The following is a 22012-nucleotide window of genomic DNA, read 5'->3' as shown; positions in this document are numbered from 1 at the left end:
CCTCACCTCAGCCTCGGGTCGAGGGCGTCGCGCACCGCGTCGCCGAGCATGATGAACGCCAGCACGGTGACCGCGAGCGCCCCGGAGGGCCAGAGCAGGGCGTGCGGGGCGTTGCGGATGTAGGGCGAGGCGGCGGAGATGTCGATGCCCCAGGAGACGGTGGGCGGCTTCAGACCGACGCCCAGGTACGACAGGGTGGCCTCCAGCGCGATGTACGTGCCGAGCGCGATGGTCGTCACGACGATCACGGGGGCGACGGCGTTGGGCGCGATGTGCCGCAGCAGCAGCCGGGAGTGGGAGGCGCCGAGGGCGCGGGCGGCCTGGACGTAGTCGTTCTGCTGGACGGTGATGACCGTGCCGCGGGCGATCCGGGAGATCTGCGGCCAGCCGAGCAGCACCATGAACCCGGCCACCGGCCAGACGGTGTTGCTGGTCACCACCGACAGCAGGACCAGGCCGCCGAGGACGACCGGGATCGCGAAGAAGACGTCGGTGAGCCGGGAGAGCACCGAGTCCCAGACGCCGCCGAAGTACCCCGCGAGCCCGCCGAGGACACTGCCGAGGAGCGCGACCCCGAGCGTGGCGCAGACGCCGACCGCGACGGAGGTGCGGGCGCCGTGGACGGTGCGCGTGTAGACGTCGCAGCCCTGGCCGTCGAAGCCGAAGGGATGGCCGGGCCGGGAGCCCTCCTGGGCCTCGGCGAGGTCGCAGCGCAGCGGGCTGCCGGGGGCGATCAGGGACGGCCACAGGGAGATGAGGACCAGGAAGACGATCACCAGGGCGGAGACGACGAAGACGGGGTTGCGGCGCAGGTCGTGCCAGGCGTCGGACCACAGGGAGCGGGGCCGGCCCGGCCGGCCGCCGCCGTCCGGGCCGGCCGGCGCCCGCTCCAGCGTCTCCGCCTCGCCGGCGGCGAGGTCCATCGCGCCGCCCATGCCGGTGCCGGCCACGGCGCGCTGCGGTTCCCTGATGTCAGGCATAGCGGATCCTCGGGTCGAGTACGGCGTACAGCAGGTCGACGAGGAGGTTGGCGAGCAGGAAGACGAGCACGAGGACGGTCACGAAGCCGACGACGGTCTGCGTGTTCTGGCGCAGGATGCCCTGGTAGAGCTGGTAGCCGACGCCGTGGATGTTGAAGATCCGCTCGGTGACGATGGCGCCGCCCATCAGGGCGCCGATGTCGGTGCCGATGAAGGTGACCACGGGGATCAGGGAGTTGCGCAGCAGGTGGCGGGTGATGACCCGGTGCCGCGGCAGGCCCTTGGCGACGGCCGTGCGGACGTAGTCGGAGCGCCGGTTCTCCGCCAGCGAGGTGCGGGTCAGGCGGGTCACGTAGGCCAGTGAGACGGAGGCGAGGACCAGGCCCGGCACGATCAGCTCGCCGAAGCGGGCCTCGGCGGACACCGACGGCCGGATCAGGCCCCACTCGACGCCGAGCAGCAGTTGCAGAAGCAGGCCGGTGACGAAGGTGGGCACGGAGATGACCACCAGCGTGACCAGCAGGACGGTGGTGTCGACGGGGCGGCCGCGGCGCAGGCCGGTGACCACGCCCAGGGTGACGCCGACGAGCACTTCGAAGAGGATCGCGACGACGGTCAGCCGGACGGTGACGGGGAAGGCGTCGGCCATCAGCTCGGTGACCGGCCGGCCGTTGAAGGCGGTGCCGAAGTCGCCGGCGAAGATGTTGCCCAGGTAGGTCAGGTACTGCTGCCAGACCGGCTGGTCGAGGCCGAACTCCTGCCTGAGCCGCGCGGCCGTCGCCGGTTCGCACTCCCGTTCACCGCACAGGCCCGCGATGGGGTCGCCCATCACATGGACCATCAGGAAGATCAGCAGGGTGGCCCCGAGGAAGACCGGGACCATCTGCAGCAGCCGCCGGACGACGTACCGTCCCATGGCGCCGCCTCAGCTGACCTTGATCTCGTCGTAGACCGGGACGCTGAACGGGTTGAGCCGCACGTCGGACAGCCGCTCGGAGTAGCCCGCGCTGCCGTTCTGGTACCACAGCGGGATGGCGGCCATGGCGTCCCGGACGACCTCCTCGGCCTGCTGGAAGGTGCGTACGGCCCGGGCGGTGTCGGTCTCGGCGTTGGCCCGGTCGACCAGGTCGTCGAACTTCTGGTCGGACCACTTGCCGTCGTTGGAGGAGGCACCGGTGTAGTAGAGCGGCTGGAGGAAGTTCTGGATCAGCGGGTAGTCCATCTGCCAGCCGGCGCGGAACGGGCCGGTCATCTCCCGGCCGGTGATCCGGCCCCGGAAGTCGGCGAAGGTGCCGACCGGGTCGCTGACGCAGGCGCGGTCGTCGTCCAGGGCGTTGTTGATGGAGTTGCAGACCGCGTCCACCCACTGCTTGTGCGAGCCGGTGTCCGCGTTGAAGGTGATCTTCACCTGGCCGCCGGGCAGCCCGCCGCCCTCCTCGATCAGCTTCCGCGCCGCGGCCGGGTCGTACGCGCACCACTCGCCGCACAGGCCCGCCTTGTAGCCGCCGTCCGCGCCGAGGACCGGTGAGGTCCAGTCGGTGGCCGGGGTGCGGGTCCGGTGGAAGATGGTCTCGGTGATCTGCTTGCGGTCGATCGCCCGGGACAGGCCCTTGCGGACCTTGTCCATGCCCGGCTTGTTCCAGTCCCTGTCGTAGTACGGGAAGGCGAGCGTCTGCAGGATGCCGGCCGGGGTGTTGAGGTAGCGGTCGCCGAGGTCCTTCCCGACGTTCTTCAGCTGCGCCGCGGGGACGTCGTCCACCAGGTCCAGGTTGCCTGCCATGAGGTCGGTGTAGGCGGTGTTGTTGTCGGTGTAGACCCTCAGGTCCACGCCGTCGTTGCGCGCCTTGTCGGGGCCGGGGTAGCCGTCCCGGGCGCGCAGCGACATCTGGGAGCCCTTGACGTAGGAGTCCACCGTGTAGGGGCCGTTGCCGACCGGTCTGCTCAGCCAGGCGTCGTGGTCGTCGAAGAAGGCCCGGGGCAGCGGGGCGAAGGCGGCGTAGCCGAGGGTGTCGGGGAAGCCGGAGAACGTCTGGCTGAGCCGCACGGTGAAGGTGCGCTCGCCGGTGACCTCCAGACCGGACAGGGTCTCGGCGCGCTGCCGGCCGCCGCCCTCGGGGTGCACCTCGTCGTAGCCGTCGATGTAACCGAAGAAGTAGGCGTTGCGCTGGTTGTTGCGCAGGCTGGCGCCGTAGTTCCAGGCGTCGACGAAGGACCGGGCGGTGACCTTCTCGCCGTTGCTGAAGGTCCAGCCGTCCTTGACGGTGACGGTGAAGGTGCGCGAGTCGGTGGTCTCGATGCGCTCGGCGAGCATGTCCTCGGCCTTGCCGGTCGCCGGGTCGTACCTCTTCAGCCCGCGGAAGATCATGTCGAGCACCTTGCCGCCCTGCACCTCGTTGGTGTTGGCGGGCTCCAGCGGGTTCTGCGGGTCGCCCCAGGAGGAGCTGAGCACCGCGCCGCCGTCGCCGCTGCCGCCGCCCCCGCCGCAGCCGGCGGCGGCCAACAGGGCGAGCGCCGCCGCGCACGCGGCCCGTCGGGCGTGCCGTGCTCCACGCATGGGGTGCCTCCTCGGGATCGCTGCCGCCGGCGCCGGGCGCCGGCGCCTCGTCGATCGCTTTCGCCCACTATCGACGCATACGGTGCGTGACGCACACGGGGGCGGCCCTTCGGGCTAGCGGGGCGCGGGGCTCCCGGCCCGTCCTCCCGGGCCCCGTCCCCCCGGATTCCCGTACGGATCGGCCGTACCGCAGGCGCACTGCCCGGAGGGTCGATCGTTTCTCGGTGACGCCTTACTCGCCGAGTTCTACGACGCCCTCGATCCGTTGGGGGCCCGATGACGACTTCCGCCCCGGCCGGGTGATGTCCGCCGGCTCCGTGCCCGGCGTGGGCTGCGGCACCGGGCGGTCACTGCGGCGGGCCCGGCCGGGCGGGCTCGCGGGCCGGCTGACCGGGCTCGACCCGGCCGCCGCCAGCTCGTGCGGGCGCGCCGCGGGACCCGCGCGGTGGAGTGGGTGCCGGGGGACCCGCGCTGCACGGCGTGGCGGGGGGCGGGAATCGTCGGACAGGCCCTGGGTTCCGTCCCTCCGTCCCGCCCGCGGCCGGGAAGGCCGGAGCCCCCGGAAGCCGCGCGGGCGGGTTCCGGGGGCCGTGAGCTCGGGCTCAGTGCTGGTCCTGGGCCTCCTCCAGTGCCTTCAGCGCCGGGTCCAGGACGACGTCCTCCGCGCGCGCCTCGGTGGTCGGCTCCTCCGGGAAGTGGCAGGCCGTCAGGTGGCCTTCGCGGTTGCCCGAGAGCCGCACCAGCGGCGGCTCCTCGGTGGCGCACTTGTCCTGCGCCTTCCAGCAGCGGGTGCGGAAGCGGCAGCCGGACGGCGGGTGGATCGGCGAGGGCACGTCGCCGTACAGCCTGATCCGTTCGCGTTCTCCGGCCTCGTCGTCGACGGCGACCTCGGGGACGGCCGAGAGCAGGGCGTGGGTGTACGGGTGCCGGGGCCCGGAGTAGATGGACTCCCGGTCGCCGACCTCGACCACCTTGCCGAGGTACATGACCGCGACGCGCTGCGAGAAGTGCCGGACGATCGCCAGGTCGTGCGCGATGAACACGAACGCGATGCCCAGTTCCTGCTGCACCTTCTGCAGCAGGTTCACCACCTGCGCCTGGATCGACACGTCCAGGGCGGAGACCGGCTCGTCGGCGACGATCAGCCTGGGGTTCAGCGCCAGGGCGCGGGCCACCCCGATGCGCTGGCGCTGACCGCCGGAGAACTCGTGCGGGAAGCGGTTGTAGTGCTCCGGGTTGAGGCCCACCAGCTCCAGCAGCTCGCGGACCCGCTTCTCCCGGCCGCCCTCGGGATTGATCCCGTTGACCTCCATCGGCGACTTGATGATGGTGCCGACGGTCTGCCGCGGGTTCAGCGAGGAGTACGGGTCCTGGAAGATCATCTGGATCTCGGACCGCACCGGTGCGAGCCGGCGGCGCGAGGCGTGCGTGATGTCCTGGCCGGCGTAGGTGATCCGGCCGGCCGTGGGCTCCAGCAGGCGGGTGATCAGCCGGCCGGTGGTCGACTTGCCGCAGCCGGACTCGCCGACCAGACCGACGCTCTCGCCGACGCCGACGCTCAGGTCGACCCCGTCGACCGCCTGCACGGCACCGACCTTGCGTTTGACCGGGAACCCGCCGTAGATCGGGAAGTGTTTCGTCAGGCCCGTCACCTCGAGCAGCGTCTCCGCTGCGGTGCCCGTGGCGGCCGGCGGTGCGGGGAGGGTGAGGTTGTCGCTCATGATCTCGGTTCTCCCTAGCGCAGCCGGGGCTGGATCTCGTCGATGAAGATGGTCTGCTTCTGCTCGTCCGTCAGATGACAGGCGGCGGCGCGGCCCTCGTCTAGCGGCGGCCGCACGTCCGTGCAGAGGCTGTCCGGCACCTGGTCCTTGAAGGCGCAGCGCGGGTGGAAGGGGCAGCCGGACGGCGGGGTGAGCAGCGAGGGCGGGGAGCCCGGGATCGGGGTGAGCTCCTGGTGGATGTCACCGTCCAGCCGGGGCATGGAGCTGAGCAGGCCCCAGGTGTACGGGTGCCGGGGGGTGCGCAGCACCTCCTTGACGCTGCCCCGCTCCACGGCCCGGCCCGCGTACATCACCAGCAGGTCGTCGGCCATGTTGGAGATCACGCCGAGGTCGTGGGTGATGAAGATGATCGCGGAGCCGAACTCCTGCTGGAGGTCCTTGAGCAGGTCCAGGATCTGCGCCTGCACGGTCACGTCGAGCGCGGTGGTCGGCTCGTCGGCGATGAGCAGGTCGGGGTCGCACATCAGCGCCATGGCGATCATCGCGCGCTGGCGCATACCGCCGGAGAACTGGTGCGGGTAGTCGTCGAAGCGCACCTTCGGCTGCGGGATCCCGACCTTCTCCAGCATCTGGACCGCCCGGTCCTTCGCCTCCTTCCTGGAGGCTCCGGTGTGCTTCATGAACGGCTCGGACAGCTGGCGGCCCACCGTGTAGTACGGGGAGAGGGCGGTCAGCGGGTCCTGGAAGATCATCGCCATCTTGTTGCCGCGGAGCTTCTCCAGCTCCGGCTCGCGGGCGGTGATCAGCTCCTGCCCGTCCAGCACGATCTCGCCCTCGATCCTGGCGAACTGCGGGTTGTGCAGGCCAAGGATGGTCAGGTTGGTGACCGACTTGCCGGAGCCCGACTCGCCCACGATGCCGAGCGTCTTCCCCCGCTCCAGATCGAAGCTGAGCCCGTCGACGGCCTTCACGATGCCGTCCTCGGTCGTGAACCGGACGTGCAGGTCGCGGACGGAGAGGAAGGCGCCCGCGCCGGCCGGGGTCGGAGCTCCCGATTCCTTGGTCAGAGTGGTCACAGAAAGCTCCTAGGACAGCCGCACGCGCGGGTCGATGAGGGCGTAGCACGCGTCGACGATGATGTTGAACAAAAGGATCATGGCAGCCGAGAACAGCATCACCCCCAGCAGCAGGGGCAGGTCGCTGAAGTTCACGGACTCCACCGCGAGCCGGCCGAGGCCCGGCAGGCCGAAGGTGTACTCGGTGATGATGGCGCCGCCCAGCAGCGAGGCGAGGTCGATGCCGAAGATCGTCACGATCGGGATGAGGGAGCCGCGCCAGGCGTAGCGGAAGAAGACGTACCGGCGGGACATGCCCTTGGCCCGGGCCGTGCGCACGTGCTCCTCCTGGAGCTGCTCGATCATCGACGAGCGGGACATGCGGGTGTACTGCGCAGCGAAGATCGTCGAGAGCACCGCCCACGGGATGACCAGGCCCGAGAACCAGGCGACCGGGTCCTCCGTGAGGCTGGTGTACCTCGGCTGCTCGAAGAGGTGCAGCTGGAACACCAGGATCGCCAGCGCCAGCGGGCCGAGGAAGTAGATCTGCATCGAACTGAGGACCATCGAGCCCGCGGTGAACGCCTTGTCGATGACCGTGCCGCGCTTCCAGGCGGCCAGCATGCCGGTGCCCAGGCCGACGAGGAGGAAGAGCACGGCGGCGCCGGCCGCCAGCGAGAGCGTCGTCGGGAGACGGTCCATCAGGGTCGGCCAGACGGCCTCGTTCGTGTGGTACGAGTAGCCGAAGCAGGGGGCGGGGCACGGGCCCTGGGCGAAGTCGTCGCGGCCCATGACGAGACCCTGGAGGAAGATCCAGAACTGCTCGGGGATCGACTTGTCGATGCCCAGGGTCCGATGGATGTTGGCCAGGGCGTCCGGCGTGCAGGTCTTGCCGCACATCAGCAGCGCCGGATCACGTGGCATGCCGAAGAAGAGCAGGAACGCGACCACGGTCAGCAGAACCAGGATCACGGCGGCGCCGAGGGACCGGCGGAGGAGGAAGCGCAGCATGTGAGTAGCAGCTTTCGGGCGTGGGAAGCCGGGGCGGGCGGGGGCGCCCCGCCGGGGGCGGGGCGCCCGGTGCACCGTTGGGGTGGAGGGTTACTTCACGAACAGCCTGCGCGGGTCGACACCACCGATGATGTCGTCGTACACGAGGCCGCCGATCTGCGAACCGGCGATCTGGGTCTGCTTGTAGTACGCGGTCGGGATGTTGGAGACGACATCCTTGACGACGTACTCGTTGATCTTGTTCCACTCCTCCGCGGCCTTGGCCGGGTCGGTGATCGCGCTGACCCGGTCGATGTCCGCGTTGACCTTCGGGTCGTTGATGTGCGAGTAGTTCGAGGCACCGTCCTGGATCTGGCGGCCGTCGTACAGCGGCGGGATCACGGTCGAGGCGCTCGGCCAGTCGGCACCCCACGCGGTGTGGTAGATGTCGAAGTTGTTGTCGACCTTGCTGACCTGGTCGTAGAACGTCTCGGCCGGGATCTCCTGGCGCTGGACGTCGAAGCCGGCCTTCTCCAGGCCCGCCGCCATGGCGGTGGAGTACTGCTGGCCCTCCGGGGTGTTGATGTAGCCGAAGGTGAGCTTCATGCCCTCCTTGCCGGCCTCCGTCAGCAGCTCCTTGCCCTTCTCCGGGTCACCGGCCGGCTTCTTCTTCTTGCCGAACGGGTCGAAGTCGGGGTTGTAGCCGCTGACGGTCGGGCTGATCAGACCGCCGGCGACCTCCATCGCCTGGGCACCGCCGTAGGCGCGGACGAAGGGCGTGATGGGCAGCGCGTGGGCGATGGCCTCGCGCACCTTCTTGTCCTTCATCTCGGGCTGCGAGAGGTTGATGTTGACCTGGCCGACGTACGGCATGTAGCCGGAGACCGTGCGGCTCTTGAGCTGGGCGTCGGCCAGCACCTTGGACAGGTTGCCCGCGTCGACCTGGTTGTTGAAGCTGATCGAGGTCGCGTTCTCGCCGGAGTCGTCGAGGATGCTCTTGGTGGAGTCCTCGTACTGCTTGTTGAAGACGACGTTGAACTGGTTGACGTACTGGTGGCGGATCGGGTCGGTGTCCGCGTCCCAGTTGCCGTTCTTGACCAGCGTCATCGACTTGCCGGACTTGAACTCCTGGATCTTGTACGGACCGGCCGTCATCGGGGCCTTGTCGTACTTCTCCTGGGTGTCCTTCTGCTCGGAGACGAGGGAGTAGCCGGCCATCGCGAGCGCGTACGGCAGGTCGGGCTTGGGCTTCTTGAACTTGAAGACGACGGTCTTCTCGTCCGGCGTCTCCAGGATCGAGTCCGGCAGGTGCTCGCCGTCGTACGGACCGTCCTCGAGCAGCTCGCGGTAGTCGGTGCCCGGGGTGTCGGCGAGCCACTGCTGGATGTACGTCGGGCCCTGGGTGATGAACGGCGCGAAGAGCCGCTCGAAGGTGTGGCGGACGTCAGCCGAGGTGATCGGGGTGCCGTCGGCCCACTCGACCCCGTCCTTCAGCGTGTACGTCCACGTCTTGCCGCCGTCCGTGGTGGTACCGCTGTCGGTGGCGAGGTCGCCGACGACCTCGTGCTTCTGACCGTCGTCGCTGGTGGCCTTGTAGCCGGTGAGGCCGCGGTGGATCAGCTGCGAGACGGAATTCTCGTCCGAGACGTAGATCTGGCCCGGGTCGAGGTGCGCGTAGCTGTCTCTCTGCAGCACCGTCACCATGCCGCCGGGCTTGGCACCGGGGACCGCGGGGGCCGGGCCGGTCGAGGCCTCGGCGTCGCCGAAGGCGATGCTGGCGCCCTGCTGCCGCTCGGCGTGCTGCTGGTCCTGCTCGTCGCCCGTGCCGTTCTGGCTGCCGCCCTCGCTGCAGCCGGTGAGCGCGAGAGCGCCGGCCGCGAGCAGGGAGACGGCGGCGTACGCGTGGCGTCCACCCTTACCCATCACTCGGTTTCCCACCCATCTGTGTGTCATACGTGCGATGCAATGAAGTGCCACCCGGGACGGCGTGACCGTCACCCCCGGCGGTTCGGGCGAGGATGCCCATACCCTGCGGTCAGCGCGCCGTCTTGGGATCGAAGGCGTCCCTGACCGAGTCCCCGAGCAGGTTGAACGCCACGATGAAGATGATCATGGAGATACCCGGGAAGAACATGTAGGTGATGTCGTTCTGCATCACCAGCTCCGTGGAGGCCTTGGAGAACATCTGTCCCCAGTCCGGCGTCGGTTCGACGATGCCCACACCGAGGAAGGACAGGCCGGCCTCGGCCGTCACGAACGCGGGCAGCATGTACGTGGACTGCACCAGGATCGGGGTGACCACGTTGGGCAGGACCTCCTTGCGGATGATCCGCCAGGGGGAGGCCCCGCTGACCTTGGCGGCCTCGATGAACTCCCGCCCGGCCAGGGCGAGCGTGGTACCGCGCAGGATGCGCGCCAGGCTCATCCAGCCCAGGAACCACTGCACCGCGATGAGGGCCACCACCCTGACGTACACCGGCGTCTCGTCCTTCGGGTCCACGAAGAGCGAGACCACGACCGGCATGCTCGCGATGAAGAAGAGCTGCGCCGGGAAGGCGAGCAGGAAGTCGACGAGCCGGCTGACGACGAAGTCGACCTTGCCGCCGAGGTAGCCGGCCGCGACGCCGAGGACGATGCCGGTGAGCACGGTGGCGACCGTCACCGCGAGCGAGATGCCCAGCGAGTTCCGGATGCCGTAGATCAGCTTGGTGAAGACGTCGTAGCCGTTGCCCGGCTCCAGTCCGAACCAGAACTCCGCGCTGATGCCGCCGTTGGGCATGAGGGGGACACCGGCACTGTCGAACAGCTCCGGGCGCTCGTCGGCGTAGACGGTGTACGGGTCCTTGCCGTACAGCTTCGAGATCACCGGCGCGAGCAGGCCGATGAGGAAGAAGAAGACCACCACACAGGCCGAGACGACACCTGCTCGGTCCCGCTTGAAGCGGATCCACATCAGCTGGCCGGGGGAACGACCCACCAGCTCCTTGGGCTTGGCAGCCTCGGCGGTCGACGCCGGCTCTGGGTCCAAGGCGACCGTGGACCCGGAGCCCTCGGCCTTGGTCGGACTGGTCATGTGTGTTCTTCCCCCGGGGGGTTGGAGAGTTGAGCGCAGCACAGAAACCGGCAGGTTCTGTGGTTTGGGGGAACTTTCGCCAAGTCAATCAACGCGCGTCAAGGGCGGAAGGCAGAGGGATCTCCCTACCGTCCATTTTTTGAACAAAAATTGCAAAGATTGACACCTGCGCGCGCTTGACAGGTGAGACAGGAAAACGGCGAATCGGACATAGCAGGAAGGATTTTTGTTTACATGTCCGAAACTTGATCGTCGGAGCACCGATATTCGAACAGGGCTTCACGGCCCACTGACAGGCAGCTGAACGCGGGCAACACAAGGACCCGGCGCCCTCCGCCACGGAGGGGGCCGGGTCCTGTCACAGGGCCGGTGAGGGGCCGTCAGCCGTGCTTGGCGCGGCTCGCGGCGCGGGCCCGCTCACGCTGGTCGAGCACGACCTTGCGGATGCGCACCGCCTCGGGGGTGACCTCCACGCACTCGTCGTCGCGGCAGAACTCCAGGGACTGCTCCAGCGACAGCTTGCGCGGCGGGACGATCGACTCGGTCACGTCGGCCGTGGAGGAGCGCATGTTGGTGAGCTTCTTCTCCTTGGTGATGTTGACGTCCATGTCGTCGGAGCGGGAGTTCTCGCCGACGATCATGCCCTCGTACACCTCGGTGCCCGGCTCCACGAAGAGCACGCCGCGCTCCTGGAGGTTGGTCATCGCGAAGGCGGTGACGGCGCCGGAGCGGTCCGCGACCAGGGAGCCGTTGTTACGGGTCTGGAGCGTGCCGAACCAGGGCTCGAAGCCCTCGTGGATGGAGTGGCCGATGCCGGTGCCGCGGGTCTGGGTCAGGAACTCCGTGCGGAAGCCGATCAGCCCCCGGGACGGGACGACGAACTCCATGCGGACCCAGCCCGAACCGTGGTTGGACATGTTGTCCATCCGGCCCTTGCGCACACCCATGAGCTGGGTGACGGCGCCCATGTGCTCCTCGGGCACGTCGATCGTCATGCGCTCGACGGGCTCGTACGTCTTGCCGTCGATCTCCTTGGTGACGACCTGCGGCTTGCCGATGGTGAGCTCGAAGCCCTCGCGGCGCATCTGCTCGACCAGGATGGCGAGCGCCAGCTCACCACGGCCCTGGACCTCCCACGCGTCCGGGCGCTCGGTGTCCAGCACGCGCAGCGAGACGTTGCCGATCAGCTCGCGGTCCAGGCGGTCCTTCACCTGCCGGGCGGTGACCTTGCGGTCCTTCACCGCCGCCTTGGCGTCGGCGCCCTTGCCGGTGCCGCCGCGGCCGACCAGCGGGGAGGTGTTGGTGCCGATGACCATCGAGATGGCCGGCTCGTCCACCGTGATCAGCGGCAGGGCGACCGGGTTCTCCGGGTCGGCCAGGGTCTCGCCGATCATGATGTCCGGGATGCCGGCGACGGCGCAGATGTCACCGGGGCCGGCCTTCTCGGCGGGCTTGCGGGTGAGCGCCTCGGTCATCAGCAGCTCGGAGATGCGGACGTTGCCGACGGTTCCGTCGCGCTTCATCCACGCGACCGTCTGGCCCTTCTTCAGCTCGCCCTGCTGGACGCGCAGCAGCGCGATACGGCCGAGGAAGTTGTCGGCGTCCAGGTTGGTGACGTGCGCCTGGAGCGGGGCCTCCTCGTCGTAGGCCGGGGCCGGGATGTGCTCCAGGATGGTGGAGAAGAACGGCTCCAGGCTGGTGGAGTCGGCCGGGACGGTGCCGTCGTCCGGCTTGGTCAGGGAGGCGACGCCGTCCCGGCCGCAGGCGTAGACGATCGGGAACTCGATCTGGTCCTCGTCGGCGTCCAGGTCGAGGAAGAGGTCGTAGGTCTCGTTGACGACCTCGTCGATACGGGAGTCCGGGCGGTCCGTCTTGTTGATGCACAGGATGACGGGCAGCCGCTGCTGGAGCGCCTTGCGCAGCACGAAGCGGGTCTGCGGCAGCGGGCCCTCGGAGGCGTCGACGAGGAGCACGACACCGTCGACCATGGACAGGCCGCGCTCGACCTCGCCGCCGAAGTCGGCGTGGCCGGGGGTGTCGATGATGTTGATGGTGATCGGTTCCCCGCCGTCCTTCGGGTGGTACTTCACCGCGGTGTTCTTGGCGAGGATCGTGATGCCCTTCTCACGCTCCAGGTCGTTGGAGTCCATCATGCGGTCGTCGACGGAGTCGAGCTGGTGCGCGGCGAAGGCACCGGCCTGCTTGAGCATGGCGTCGACGATGGTCGTCTTGCCGTGGTCGACGTGGGCGACGATGGCGACATTGCGGATGTCGTGGCGCGTGGCCATATTGCGGCGTACTCCCGGGATGGTGAGGACGGCTACGCGTAGGACTGTGTTACGCGCGCCCTGCCGGGCTTGACATGCCACGGCCTCACCCCATGGTACGGGGCCGCCGCGGGTGGGGCTTGCGCGGATACGTCACCGCAGGTGGGCCCGGGCCGCGGCGCGCCCGGCCCGGCAGCCGCCCGCGGATCAGCCGGCGGAGGTCCGGGGGGAGGGTCTCGCGGCCTTCTTCAGGAAGCCCATGTCCTCGTACACCGGGGTCCGGAAGCCGAAGGCGCCGGTGTTGGCCAGGTTCCTGCGGGCGGCGGTGAGCTGGGGGCGCTGGTAGAGGGGGATGGAGCCGGCGGCGGCCCAGATGCGGGAGTCCGCCTTGCGGACCAGGTCACGGGACTCCTCCTCGTCCAGCGTGGCCGCGGCCTGCTCGAAGAGCTGGTCGACCTGGTCCGTACCGACCCGGGTGTAGTTCTGCTCGATGTTCAGGGAGCCGTCGGCGGCCGGTACCGGCTTGGCGTAGATCGGCCGGGCGTCGGTCGCGGGGAACGCCGACGCGGGCCAGGAGTACAGCGCCAGGTCGTACTCGCCGTTCGCGATGTGGTCCCGGAAGTAGCTCGCGTCGGAGACCTTCGCCGTCTCCGTGCGGATCCCCACCCGCTGGAGCATCCGCGCGACGCGGTCCGCGACCGTGTGCAGCGTCCGCGACCCCGGCCCCGCCGGCAGCACGAACCGCAGCGTGAGCGGCTGCCCGTCCTTGGCGAGCGGCCCGGCCGCGGCCCCCGGAGCTGCGGTGCCCTTGGGGGCGTACGCCCCCTGCGCCCCGCCGCCCTGCTGGACGTGCTGCTTGCCGTCCTGCGCGAGGCTGCGCGGGTCCCGCGACCGGTCACCGCCCTCGGGGCCCTCCCCCGCCTTGCCGTCCTCCCCCACGATGTACGTCCCGTCGTCCTCCCCGTCCGGCTCGCCCGGTCCGGCCCCCGGCGTCCCGGTCTCCGGCGACGCCGGGTCCCCCTCCGCCCCCGCCGCCTTCTCCCCCTCCTTCTTCCGCCGCTCCTTCAGCGGGCCGCCGCGCACCCAGCCCGCGTCCGCGAGCAGCGCCTGCGCCTCCTTGGTGTCCTCGCCGCCGAGCGCCCCGCTGTTGTCGGCGTAGGCGGCCTGCCCGGACAGCGCGAGGTGGCTGCCGACCGGCACCGCGGGCAGCCCCAGCGGTTCGAGGACGATCTCGGCCAGTTCCTTGCGGTCCAGGGCCCGGGCCACGGCCCGGCGGACGCGTTCGTCGGCGAGCGGACCCCCGGCGCCGTTGAGGGCGAGCTGGGTGTAGGCCGGTTCGAGCGACTTGCGGACCTCGTAGCGGCCCAGCGCCCCCGTCTCCCCGGCGCCCTCCGCCGTCGCGCCCTGGAGCGGCGTGCCGGTCCCCCGGGGCCGCCCGGCCAGGTCGACGCGCCGGGCGGTGGCGGCGTCGACCTCGGCGAGGTCCACGGTCCCGGCGGCCAGCGCCTCGGCCCGCCGCTCGCGCGGGACGGCCTGGAGCACGATCTTGGAGAGCTTGGCCGGCTCCCCCCACCAGCGCGGACTGCGCACGAGGGTGACCTCGCGCTTCCTGCGGTCGACCCGCTGCACGGCGAACGGTCCGGCGGTGACCTTGAGCCTGGTGCGGGCCCCGTCGTTGAAGGAGTCGGGCGTGCCCATGACCTCCTTCGGGTACAGCGGCGAGAACAGCGACTTCCAGTCGGCGTAGGGCCGGCCGAAGGTGACCTTGACCTCCAGGTCGCTGCCGCCCCGCTCGATCCGCTCGATGCGGTCGTACCCGGCGTTGCGCGCGGTCCAGTAGGCGCTGTCCTTCCCGGACAGGGCCCGCCACTGGGCGGCGAAGTCGGCCGCGCCGATCTCCCGGCCGTCGCTCCAGACGGCCTGCTGGTTGAGCTTGTAGAGGACCACCTGCCGCGGCTCGGTGTCGACCACCTCGGCCGACTCCAGGTAGGCGGGGTGGAGGGCCGGCCGGCCGCTGTCGTCCAACCGGTACATCGACGGCAGCACGGCCTGGGCGATCAGGGTGGTGGTCGCGTCGGCGTCGGCCTGGAAGGTGTTCAGCGTCTCCGGCACGGTGTCCACGGCCCAGCGCAGGGTGCCCCCGTCGGCGACCCGGGCCCGGGCGGCCGGCGCGATGTCCTGCCCGGCCAGCGGCTTGCCGGCCGCGTCGTCCGAGCCGCACCCGGTCAGCGCGGACACCGCGAGCACGCCCGCGGCGAGGAACGCGGCCGAGCGCAGCACAGCGGGTGAGGGCCTGGGTCCGGCGCCGTCGTGGGACATCTCTGCTTACCTCCGGGAGCCGCGGGGGTTACGATCACTTTTGGTGGTATATGGAGCTGATCAGATGTTTTCGGCTGTACGCGGCCACTGAAGAGGAAAGGGTTCGGCAACACCGGGCGACACGGCGGCCCCCGCCGGGAAGCCCACCCGTGCGGCGCAACGCACCCCGGGCTGCACCCGCGCGCCTCGGCCAATCGGTGCACGTCCCTTCCCAGCGACAGGTGTGACGCGCAACACTCGCAGGCGCATGACCGTTGCCATCCCAGGCCGCCGGGCCGACGGAAGTGAGGTCACGTCATGTCCGTGCACGACGAACTGACAACGATGCAGCGCTGCCTGGACGATCTGTCCCGGTCGCTGGGCCGTCTGGAGCAGCAGCTCGGCTCCGGCGGGCTCGACGTGCGCCGCGTCCGCACCGACTGCGAACACCTGCGCGACAGTGTCGCGCTGCTCCGCGCGGCGGCCAGCACACCGGCCGCGCAGCGGCGGCCCGAGCTCGTCACCATCTCCGACACGCCGTACGACAACAGCCTGTGGGTCGACACGGACGACGAAGGACTCGGCGCCCGCGACCGACGCGCTCCCTGACCGGCCCGAGTCCCGACCGACCGGAGTCATGCCTTGGCCACTGGTACGGAACCCCCCGCCACGGATCCCCCTCACCCCGGCGGCGTCCGGTCGCCCCGCCGTGCCGCGATCGGCGCCCCGCACCTGCGCACCGACCGCTGGTGGCTGGCGCCGGCCGCCACCGCCGCCGGGCTGCTCGCCTTCGTCGTGTACTCGACCTGGCGGGCCTTCGCGAGCGCCGACTACTACGCGGCCCCGTACGTCTCGCCGTTCTACTCCCCGTGTCTGGCGGAGAGCTGCGAGCCGATGAAGGCGGGCCCGAACTGGGAGATCTTCGGCGGCTGGTGGGGCGTCTCCCCCGCGGTCATCGTCCTGATCTTCCCGCTCGGCTTCCGCCTGACCTGCTACTACTACCGCAAGGCGTATTACCGGGGCTTCTGGGCGTCCCCGCCGGCCTGCGCGGTGGCCGAGCCGCACCGGAAGTACACCGGCGAGACCCGCTTCCCGCTGATCCTGCAGAACGTCCACCGCTACTTCTTCTACGCGGCGATCCCGGTCGCGGGCATCCTCACCTACGACACCGTGCTCGCCTTCCGCGACGAGACCTACGCGTGGGGCCACATGGGCCTCGGCACCCTCGTCTTCGTCGTCAACATCGTGCTGATCTGGGCGTACACCCTGTCCTGCCACTCCTGCCGGCACATCGTCGGCGGCAAGCTCAAGCACTTCTCCCGGCACCCGGTGCGCTACCGGACATGGCGGTTCGTGGGGAAGCTCAACGCCCGGCACATGCTGCTCGCCTGGACGTCGCTGGCGAGCGTGGCGCTCGCCGACTTCTACGTCTACCTGATCGCGTCCGGTGTCTTCGAGGATCCGAGGTTCTTCTGATGTCCGTGGTCGAGCGGCAGGAGTGGGACGTCGTCGTGGTCGGGGCCGGCGGGGCGGGGCTGCGCGCCGCCGTCGAGGCCCGCGAGCGCGGCGCCCGGACGGCGGTGATCTGCAAGTCGCTGTTCGGCAAGGCGCACACGGTGATGGCCGAGGGCGGCATCGCCGCCGCGATGGCCAACGCCAACCCGCACGACACCTGGCAGACGCACTTCCGCGACACTCTGCGCGGCGGCAAGTTCCTCAACCAGTGGCGGATGGCGGAGCTGCACGCCCGGGAGGCCCCGGACCGGGTGTGGGAGCTGGAGACCTGGGGCGCCCTGTTCGACCGTACGAAGGACGGCCGGATCTCGCAGCGCAACTTCGGCGGCCACGAGTACCCGCGCCTGGCCCACGTCGGCGACCGCACCGGCCTGGAGCTGATCCGCACCCTTCAGCAGAAGGTCGTCGCCCTCCAGCAGGAGGACCACCGCGCAACCGGCGACCACGAGTCCCGGCTGAAGGTGTTCCAGGAGTGCACGGTCACCCGCGTGCTGAAGGACGGCTCCCGGGTGAGCGGGGTCTTCGCCTACGAGCGGGAGTCGGGCCGCTTCTTCGTCCTCCAGGCCCCGGCCGTGGTGATCGCGACCGGCGGCATCGGCAAGTCCTTCAAGGTCACGTCGAACTCCTGGGAGTACACGGGCGACGGCCACGCGCTGGCGCTGCTGGCCGGGGCGCCCCTGCTGAACATGGAGTTCGTGCAGTTCCACCCGACCGGGATGGTCTGGCCGCCGTCGGTGAAGGGCATCCTCGTCACCGAGTCCGTCCGCGGCGACGGCGGCGTGCTGCGCAACGCGGACGGCAAGCGGTTCATGTTCGGCTACGTCCCGGACGTCTTCAAGGAGAAGTACGCCGAGACGGAGGACGAGGCCGACCGCTGGTACGACGACCCGGACCGCAACCGGCGCCCCCCGGAGCTGCTGCCCCGCGACGAGGTCGCCCGGGCGATCAACACGGAGGTCAAGGAGGGCCGGGGCTCCCCGCACGGCGGTGTCTTCCTGGACGTGTCGACGCGGATGCCCGCCGAGGTGATCAGGCGCCGGCTGCCGTCGATGTACCACCAGTTCAAGGAGCTGGCCGACGTCGACATCACCGCCGAGGCGATGGAGGTCGGGCCCACCTGCCACTACGTGATGGGCGGCATCGCCGTCGACTCCGACTCGGCGGCGGCCCGGGGCGTGCCGGGGCTGTACGCGGCCGGCGAGGTGGCCGGCGGGATGCACGGCTCCAACCGGCTCGGCGGGAACTCACTGTCCGACCTGCTGGTGTTCGGGCGCCGGGCCGGACAGTACGCCGCCGAGTACGCGGCCGGGACGGCGGCGGCCCGCCCCCGGGTGGACGACGGCCAGGTGGCCGCCGCGGCGGCCGAGGCGCTGCGGCCGTTCTCGGCCGAGGCGGAGACCGAGGAGCCGGCCGGCGGGCCGCCGGAGAACCCGTACACCCTCCACCAGGAACTGCAGCAGACGATGAACGACCTGGTCGGCATCATCCGCCGCGAGCCGGAGATGAAGCAGGCCCTGGAGAAGCTGGCCGAGCTGCGGGGACGCGCCCGGCGCGCGGGCGTCGAGGGCCACCGCCAGTTCAACCCGGGCTGGCACCTCGCCCTGGACCTGCGCAACATGCTGCTGGTCAGCGAGTGCGTGGCGCGCGCGGCGCTGGAGCGCACCGAGTCGCGCGGCGGCCACACCCGCGAGGACCACCCGTCGATGGACCGCAGGTGGCGCCGGGTCAACCTGGTCTGCCGGCTCACCGACCCCGCGGGCGGCCTTCCGGCCACGGACCCGGTCCGGGGCCGGATCAGGCTCACCCGCGAGACCACCGAACCCATCCGTGCCGACCTGCTCGCCCTGTTCGACAAGGAGGAGCTGGTCAAGTACCTCGCCGAAGAGGAGCTGTACGAGTGAGCAGCTACGAGGCCCGCTTCAAGGTGTGGCGCGGGGACGCGGACGGCGGCGGACTGGAGGACTTCGCGGTCGAGGTCAACGACGGCGAGGTGGTGCTGGACATCGTCCACCGCCTGCAGGCCACCCAGGCCCCCGACCTCGCCGTCCGCTGGAACTGCAAGGCGGGCAAGTGCGGTTCGTGCTCCGCCGAGGTCAACGGGCGCCCCCGGCTGCTGTGCATGACCCGGATGTCGGTGTTCGACCGCGCGGAGACGGTCACCGTCACCCCGCTGCGCGCCTTCCCGGTCGTACGGGACCTCGTCACGGACGTCGGCTTCAACTACGAGAAGGCGCGCGAAGTCCCCTCCTTCGTGCCGCCGCCCGGTCTGGGACCCGGCGAGTACCGCATGATGCAGCAGGACGTGGACCGGTCGCAGGAGTTCCGCAAGTGCATCGAGTGCTTCCTGTGCCAGGACACCTGCCATGTGGTCCGCGACCACGAGGAGAACAAGCAGGCGTTCGCGGGGCCGCGCTTCCTGATGCGGGTCGCGGAGCTGGACATGCACCCGCTGGACGCGGCGGCCGACGCCGGTCTGGACCGCGGGCGCACCGCCCAGGACGACCACGGCCTCGGCTACTGCAACATCACCAAGTGCTGCACGGAGGTCTGCCCCGAGGGCATCAGGATCACCGACAACGCGCTGATCCCGCTGAAGGAGCGGGCCGTGGACCGCAAGTACGACCCGCTGGTCTGGCTCGGCGACAAGATCCGCCGGCGGCCCGCGTCAGCCGAGTGAGGCCCGCAGGTACCCCGAGTGCGCCACCTGTCCGAGGAAGGTGAACCGGGTGTCGGAGGCCATGTGCTTCTCGAAGGCCTCCTTGATGCCCGGCCACTTCGGATGCCCGAAGTCGTCGAGGACGACGATCCCGCCAGGGGCGATGATCTGCTCGGCCCACTCCAGATCCTTGGCCACGCCCTCGGCGGAGTGGTCGCCGTCGACGATGATCACGCCGTAGGCGCGGTCGGAGACGGCGGCGCGCACCTCGGGGTCCTCGGAGAAGCCCTGGCGGATCCGGGCCGCGGCACCGGCCGGGCCCGCCAGCGCCAGGTTGCCGCGCACCGCGGCCTCCCGGACGGGCGTGCCCGTCGCGTCCCCGCCCATGCTGGTGCCGGGTTGCAGCTGGAGGCCGGCCAGCGGGTCGACGATCGTCAGCCGCGGGTCCCGCCCCGACCGCTCCATCATCCGGACCAGCGCCGCGGCGAACATGCCGTAGAGCGTGCCGATCTCCAGGATCTCGTCGTTCGGCGGGTCGAGCAGCGGCACCGCGGAGAGCTTGCCGCAGATGTTCATCGTGCCGCCGGCGATCCGGCCGACGCCCAGCGCCTCCATCGCGATGAGCAGCCGGAACGCCTGCGCGACGGCCCGCTCCGCGCCGTCGCGGTCGCCGGTGACCCGCGTCAGCTCCTCGATCAGCCGGTCCAGGTGGACCGCCGACGGCATCCGCGACACACCCCGCCCGGTCCCGTCGAAGAACAGCTCCAGGGGCCGCTGCCGGTCGCGCACCGCCTGGAGTTCCCGCCGCACGGCGTCGTAGGAGGTGGTCCCGACAGCCCGCCGGACCTCACGCGCTATGCGCTGGTCGATGAGGGCGGTGATGGGCCGCAGGGCCCGACGGGCGACGCTGCTGGTGAGTAAAGCTCGCATGACTGGGTGACCCTCACAGGGAGTAGGGGAAGTGGCGTGGACCGTAGGCCGCGCACAGCCCCTCCACAACCGACGGGAGCACCCCTGGGGGGAAAGCGCAGATGACATCTGCGCGGCGAGCAGGTGACACGACGGCGGACGGCCCTCCGGCCGCCACCGCACGACGGAGCCGGATCCCCCGTAAGAGATGCACACCACTCGCGGAGCCGCATTCCTGCTCATACGCTCCGAAACGTGACGTCCTTCCCGCCCCGCGGCCGGCACCGGCGTGCGACTTCGCCCCTGTCGGCACGGGTCGTGCACGCGCTGATCGGCACCGTGGTCGCGCTCCTGTGGCTGGTGTGGCCGGAGCTGACCGCCGCGCCGAGCGGTGACCGCCCGGCCGCGGCGGGGTCCGCCCCGCCCGCGGCGCGGCAGGAGGTCGAGCAGACGCCCACCGCCGACCTCGTCCTGCCGCTCGTCGCCCTGGTCACGGCGGCGGTCCTGGCCGGCTACGGCTATCTGCGCCGGACCCGGCGGGCCCGCGACCGCACCGCCCCGGGCCCGGTCCCGTCCGCCGCGCCGGCCGTCCCCCCGCCCGGTCCGGAACTCGACGCGCGGGCCCGGTCGTTGCTGGTCGAGGCCGACGAGTGGGTGCGCACCAGCCGCGAGGAGCTCGCCTGCGCCGAGGCCGTGACGGGCCCGGGGCCCGTGGAGCCCTTCGCCCGGGCCGTGCGTCAGGCGGAGTGGGAACTGTCGGCCGCGTTCGCGATGCGGCAGCGCTACGACGACGGTGTCCCGTGCGAGGCGTCGGCCCGGCGGCAGGCGCTCGCCGGGATCGTCGGGCGGTGCGCGGAGGCCGGGCGGCGGCTGGACGCGGTGGCGGCCGGGTTCGACGCGGTACGCGGCCTGGAGCAGGGGCTCGGCCCGGCGCTGGAGGTCGCCGAGGCGGGGTTCCGGGAGGTGGCGGCCCGTACGCCGGCCGCGGAGGCGACCCTGGCCGGCCTCGCGCGGCGGTACGGGCCCACGGCGGTGGACCTGGTCGCCGGCTCCGTCGAAGGGGCCAAGGACCACCTGGTGCGCACGACGTTCCGGCTCAACCAGGCGCGGCAGAGCGCCGACTCGGGCGCCCCCGACCGCGCCGCGGCCCGGCTGCGCGCGGCCGAGGAGGCGCTCGGCCGGGCCGCGGCCCCGGTGGCCGCCGTCGACCGTCTCGCCGGGGAGCTGTCGAGGGCCCGGGCGCTGCTGCCGGCGGTCCTGACCGGGGCGGAGGTGGAGATCGCGGCGGCGCGGGACCGGATGGCGGCGGGACCCGTCGCCGGTGACCTCCCCGTGGGCGAGCTGCGGTCGCGGCTGCTGCACGCCGACACCGTGCTGGCCGGCGTACGCCAGGCGCTGACCGGCGGGCCGTTCGACCCGCTCGACGCCCTGCGCCGGATCGTGCGGGCCGTGCGGCCGGTCGCGGCGGGGCGGGCGGGGGTGCTGCCGGTGGCCGCGGAGCTGGTCGCCCGCAGCACCACCGCGGTGGCGGCCGGCTTCGTGGCGGCGCACCGGGAGGCGGTGGGTGCCGAGGCCCGCACGCGCCTGGCGTCCGCCGAACGCCTGCTGGCCGGGGACCGCCCCGGTGCGGGACCGTCCGACGACGACCTCCTCACCGCCGACGCCCTCGCCCGCACCGCCCTGCACCTGGCCCGGCAGGACACCCGCACCCCCGGCACCCCGCACCCCCCGGCGGCGAGCTTCGGCGGCCCACGGAGCCGGACTCGCCGTAACGTCCTGCCCTCGTAACAAACTTCGCGCCCCACAGGACTCAGAGCACCCCCTTATATGATGATCCGACAGATCCTGTTGAGAATCGGTCCGATGACACGCGGACGAGCGGGGGCAGTTGAGCGTGATCAAACCGGAGCAGATCCCGCAGTTCACCGGTGACCTGGCCCAGTTGGAGAAGGATTATGCGGCGCTGAAGACGGATGCGGGCCATGTCCGTGACG

The 22012-nt window shown here is 71.0% G+C and carries 16 protein-coding genes; 5 read left to right on the top strand and 11 right to left on the bottom strand.

Annotation, left to right across the window (positions count from 1 at the left end; translation table 11 throughout):
- Nucleotides 1–2 precede the first annotated feature (2 nt).
- The 10 genes from ACFF45_RS13500 to ACFF45_RS13455 all read right to left on the bottom strand — a co-directional run bounded on the left by ACFF45_RS13500 (nt 3) and on the right by ACFF45_RS13455 (nt 14959).
- The gene (locus ACFF45_RS13500; RefSeq protein WP_381346008.1) at nt 3–980 is read right to left on the bottom strand and encodes an ABC transporter permease; all 978 of its coding nucleotides are present in this window, start codon (nt 978–980) and stop codon (nt 3–5) included.
- Nucleotides 973–1896 (bottom strand): ABC transporter permease, encoded by a 924-nt coding sequence (locus ACFF45_RS13495; protein ID WP_381346006.1) that lies wholly within the window; start codon nt 1894–1896, stop codon nt 973–975. The genes ACFF45_RS13500 and ACFF45_RS13495 overlap by 8 nt, the downstream gene beginning before the upstream one ends.
- A 9-nt stretch (nt 1897–1905) precedes the next feature.
- On the bottom strand, nt 1906–3534 hold the full coding sequence (locus ACFF45_RS13490) for a peptide ABC transporter substrate-binding protein (protein ID WP_381346005.1): 1629 nt from the start codon (nt 3532–3534) through the stop codon (nt 1906–1908).
- Nucleotides 3535–4136: 602 nt separating this feature from the next.
- On the bottom strand, nt 4137–5255 hold the full coding sequence (locus tag ACFF45_RS13485) for an ABC transporter ATP-binding protein (RefSeq protein ID WP_381346003.1): 1119 nt from the start codon (nt 5253–5255) through the stop codon (nt 4137–4139).
- A gap of 14 nt (nt 5256–5269) precedes the next feature.
- A complete protein-coding gene (locus ACFF45_RS13480) occupies nt 5270–6331 on the bottom strand; it encodes an ABC transporter ATP-binding protein (protein ID WP_381346001.1) in 1062 nt (353 codons plus the stop codon).
- Nucleotides 6332–6340: 9 nt separating this feature from the next.
- Entirely contained in the window at nt 6341–7321 is a 981-nt protein-coding gene (locus tag ACFF45_RS13475; RefSeq protein ID WP_381345999.1) for an ABC transporter permease, read from the bottom strand.
- 90 nt (nt 7322–7411) lie between these two features.
- Nucleotides 7412–9223 carry an ABC transporter substrate-binding protein gene (locus tag ACFF45_RS13470; protein WP_381345997.1) on the bottom strand — a complete coding sequence of 604 codons (1812 nt, stop codon included), beginning with the start codon at nt 9221–9223 and terminating at the stop codon, nt 7412–7414.
- Between the two features lie 112 nt (nt 9224–9335).
- Nucleotides 9336–10373, bottom strand: a complete 1038-nt coding sequence (locus tag ACFF45_RS13465) for an ABC transporter permease (protein WP_381345995.1) — start codon at nt 10371–10373, stop codon at nt 9336–9338.
- Between the two features lie 380 nt (nt 10374–10753).
- Nucleotides 10754–12661 carry a translational GTPase TypA gene (typA, locus tag ACFF45_RS13460; protein ID WP_381345994.1) on the bottom strand — a complete coding sequence of 636 codons (1908 nt, stop codon included), beginning with the start codon at nt 12659–12661 and terminating at the stop codon, nt 10754–10756.
- Nucleotides 12662–12847: 186 nt separating this feature from the next.
- Nucleotides 12848–14959, bottom strand: a complete 2112-nt coding sequence (locus ACFF45_RS13455) for an ABC transporter family substrate-binding protein (protein WP_381345992.1) — start codon at nt 14957–14959, stop codon at nt 12848–12850.
- Between the two features lie 297 nt (nt 14960–15256).
- Here ACFF45_RS13455 and ACFF45_RS13450 point away from each other — a divergent pair, with 297 nt between their 5' ends.
- The 4 genes from ACFF45_RS13450 to ACFF45_RS13435 are packed head-to-tail and all read left to right on the top strand — an operon-like array spanning nt 15257 to nt 19130.
- Nucleotides 15257–15547, top strand: coding sequence for an Rv0250c family protein (locus tag ACFF45_RS13450; protein WP_381345990.1), 291 nt, complete (start codon nt 15257–15259; stop codon nt 15545–15547).
- Nucleotides 15548–15580: 33 nt separating this feature from the next.
- Nucleotides 15581–16414, top strand: a complete 834-nt coding sequence (sdhC, locus tag ACFF45_RS13445; protein WP_381345988.1) for a succinate dehydrogenase subunit SdhC — start codon at nt 15581–15583, stop codon at nt 16412–16414.
- The gene (locus ACFF45_RS13440) at nt 16414–18354 is read left to right on the top strand and encodes a fumarate reductase/succinate dehydrogenase flavoprotein subunit (RefSeq protein ID WP_381345986.1); all 1941 of its coding nucleotides are present in this window, start codon (nt 16414–16416) and stop codon (nt 18352–18354) included. The genes sdhC and ACFF45_RS13440 overlap by 1 nt, the downstream gene beginning before the upstream one ends.
- Nucleotides 18351–19130 carry a succinate dehydrogenase/fumarate reductase iron-sulfur subunit gene (locus tag ACFF45_RS13435; RefSeq protein ID WP_381345984.1) on the top strand — a complete coding sequence of 260 codons (780 nt, stop codon included), beginning with the start codon at nt 18351–18353 and terminating at the stop codon, nt 19128–19130. Before ACFF45_RS13440 ends, ACFF45_RS13435 begins: the two co-directional genes overlap by 4 nt.
- Here the strand turns inward: ACFF45_RS13435 and ACFF45_RS13430 are convergent.
- On the bottom strand, nt 19119–20039 hold the full coding sequence (locus ACFF45_RS13430; protein WP_381345983.1) for a class I SAM-dependent methyltransferase: 921 nt from the start codon (nt 20037–20039) through the stop codon (nt 19119–19121). The genes ACFF45_RS13435 and ACFF45_RS13430 overlap by 12 nt on opposite strands.
- Before the next feature lie 234 nt (nt 20040–20273).
- On the opposite strand from ACFF45_RS13430, the gene ACFF45_RS13425 reads away from it, so the two are divergent.
- Nucleotides 20274–21806, top strand: a complete 1533-nt coding sequence (locus tag ACFF45_RS13425) for a hypothetical protein (RefSeq protein WP_381345981.1) — start codon at nt 20274–20276, stop codon at nt 21804–21806.
- Nucleotides 21807–22012 lie beyond the last annotated feature (206 nt).

The organism is Streptomyces cinereospinus (genome assembly GCF_042430725.1).
Taxonomy (GTDB): Bacteria; Actinomycetota; Actinomycetes; order Streptomycetales; family Streptomycetaceae; genus Streptomyces; species Streptomyces cinereospinus.
Note: the sequence above shows the minus strand (reverse complement) of the source record. Positions and strands in the feature narration are given on the sequence as shown.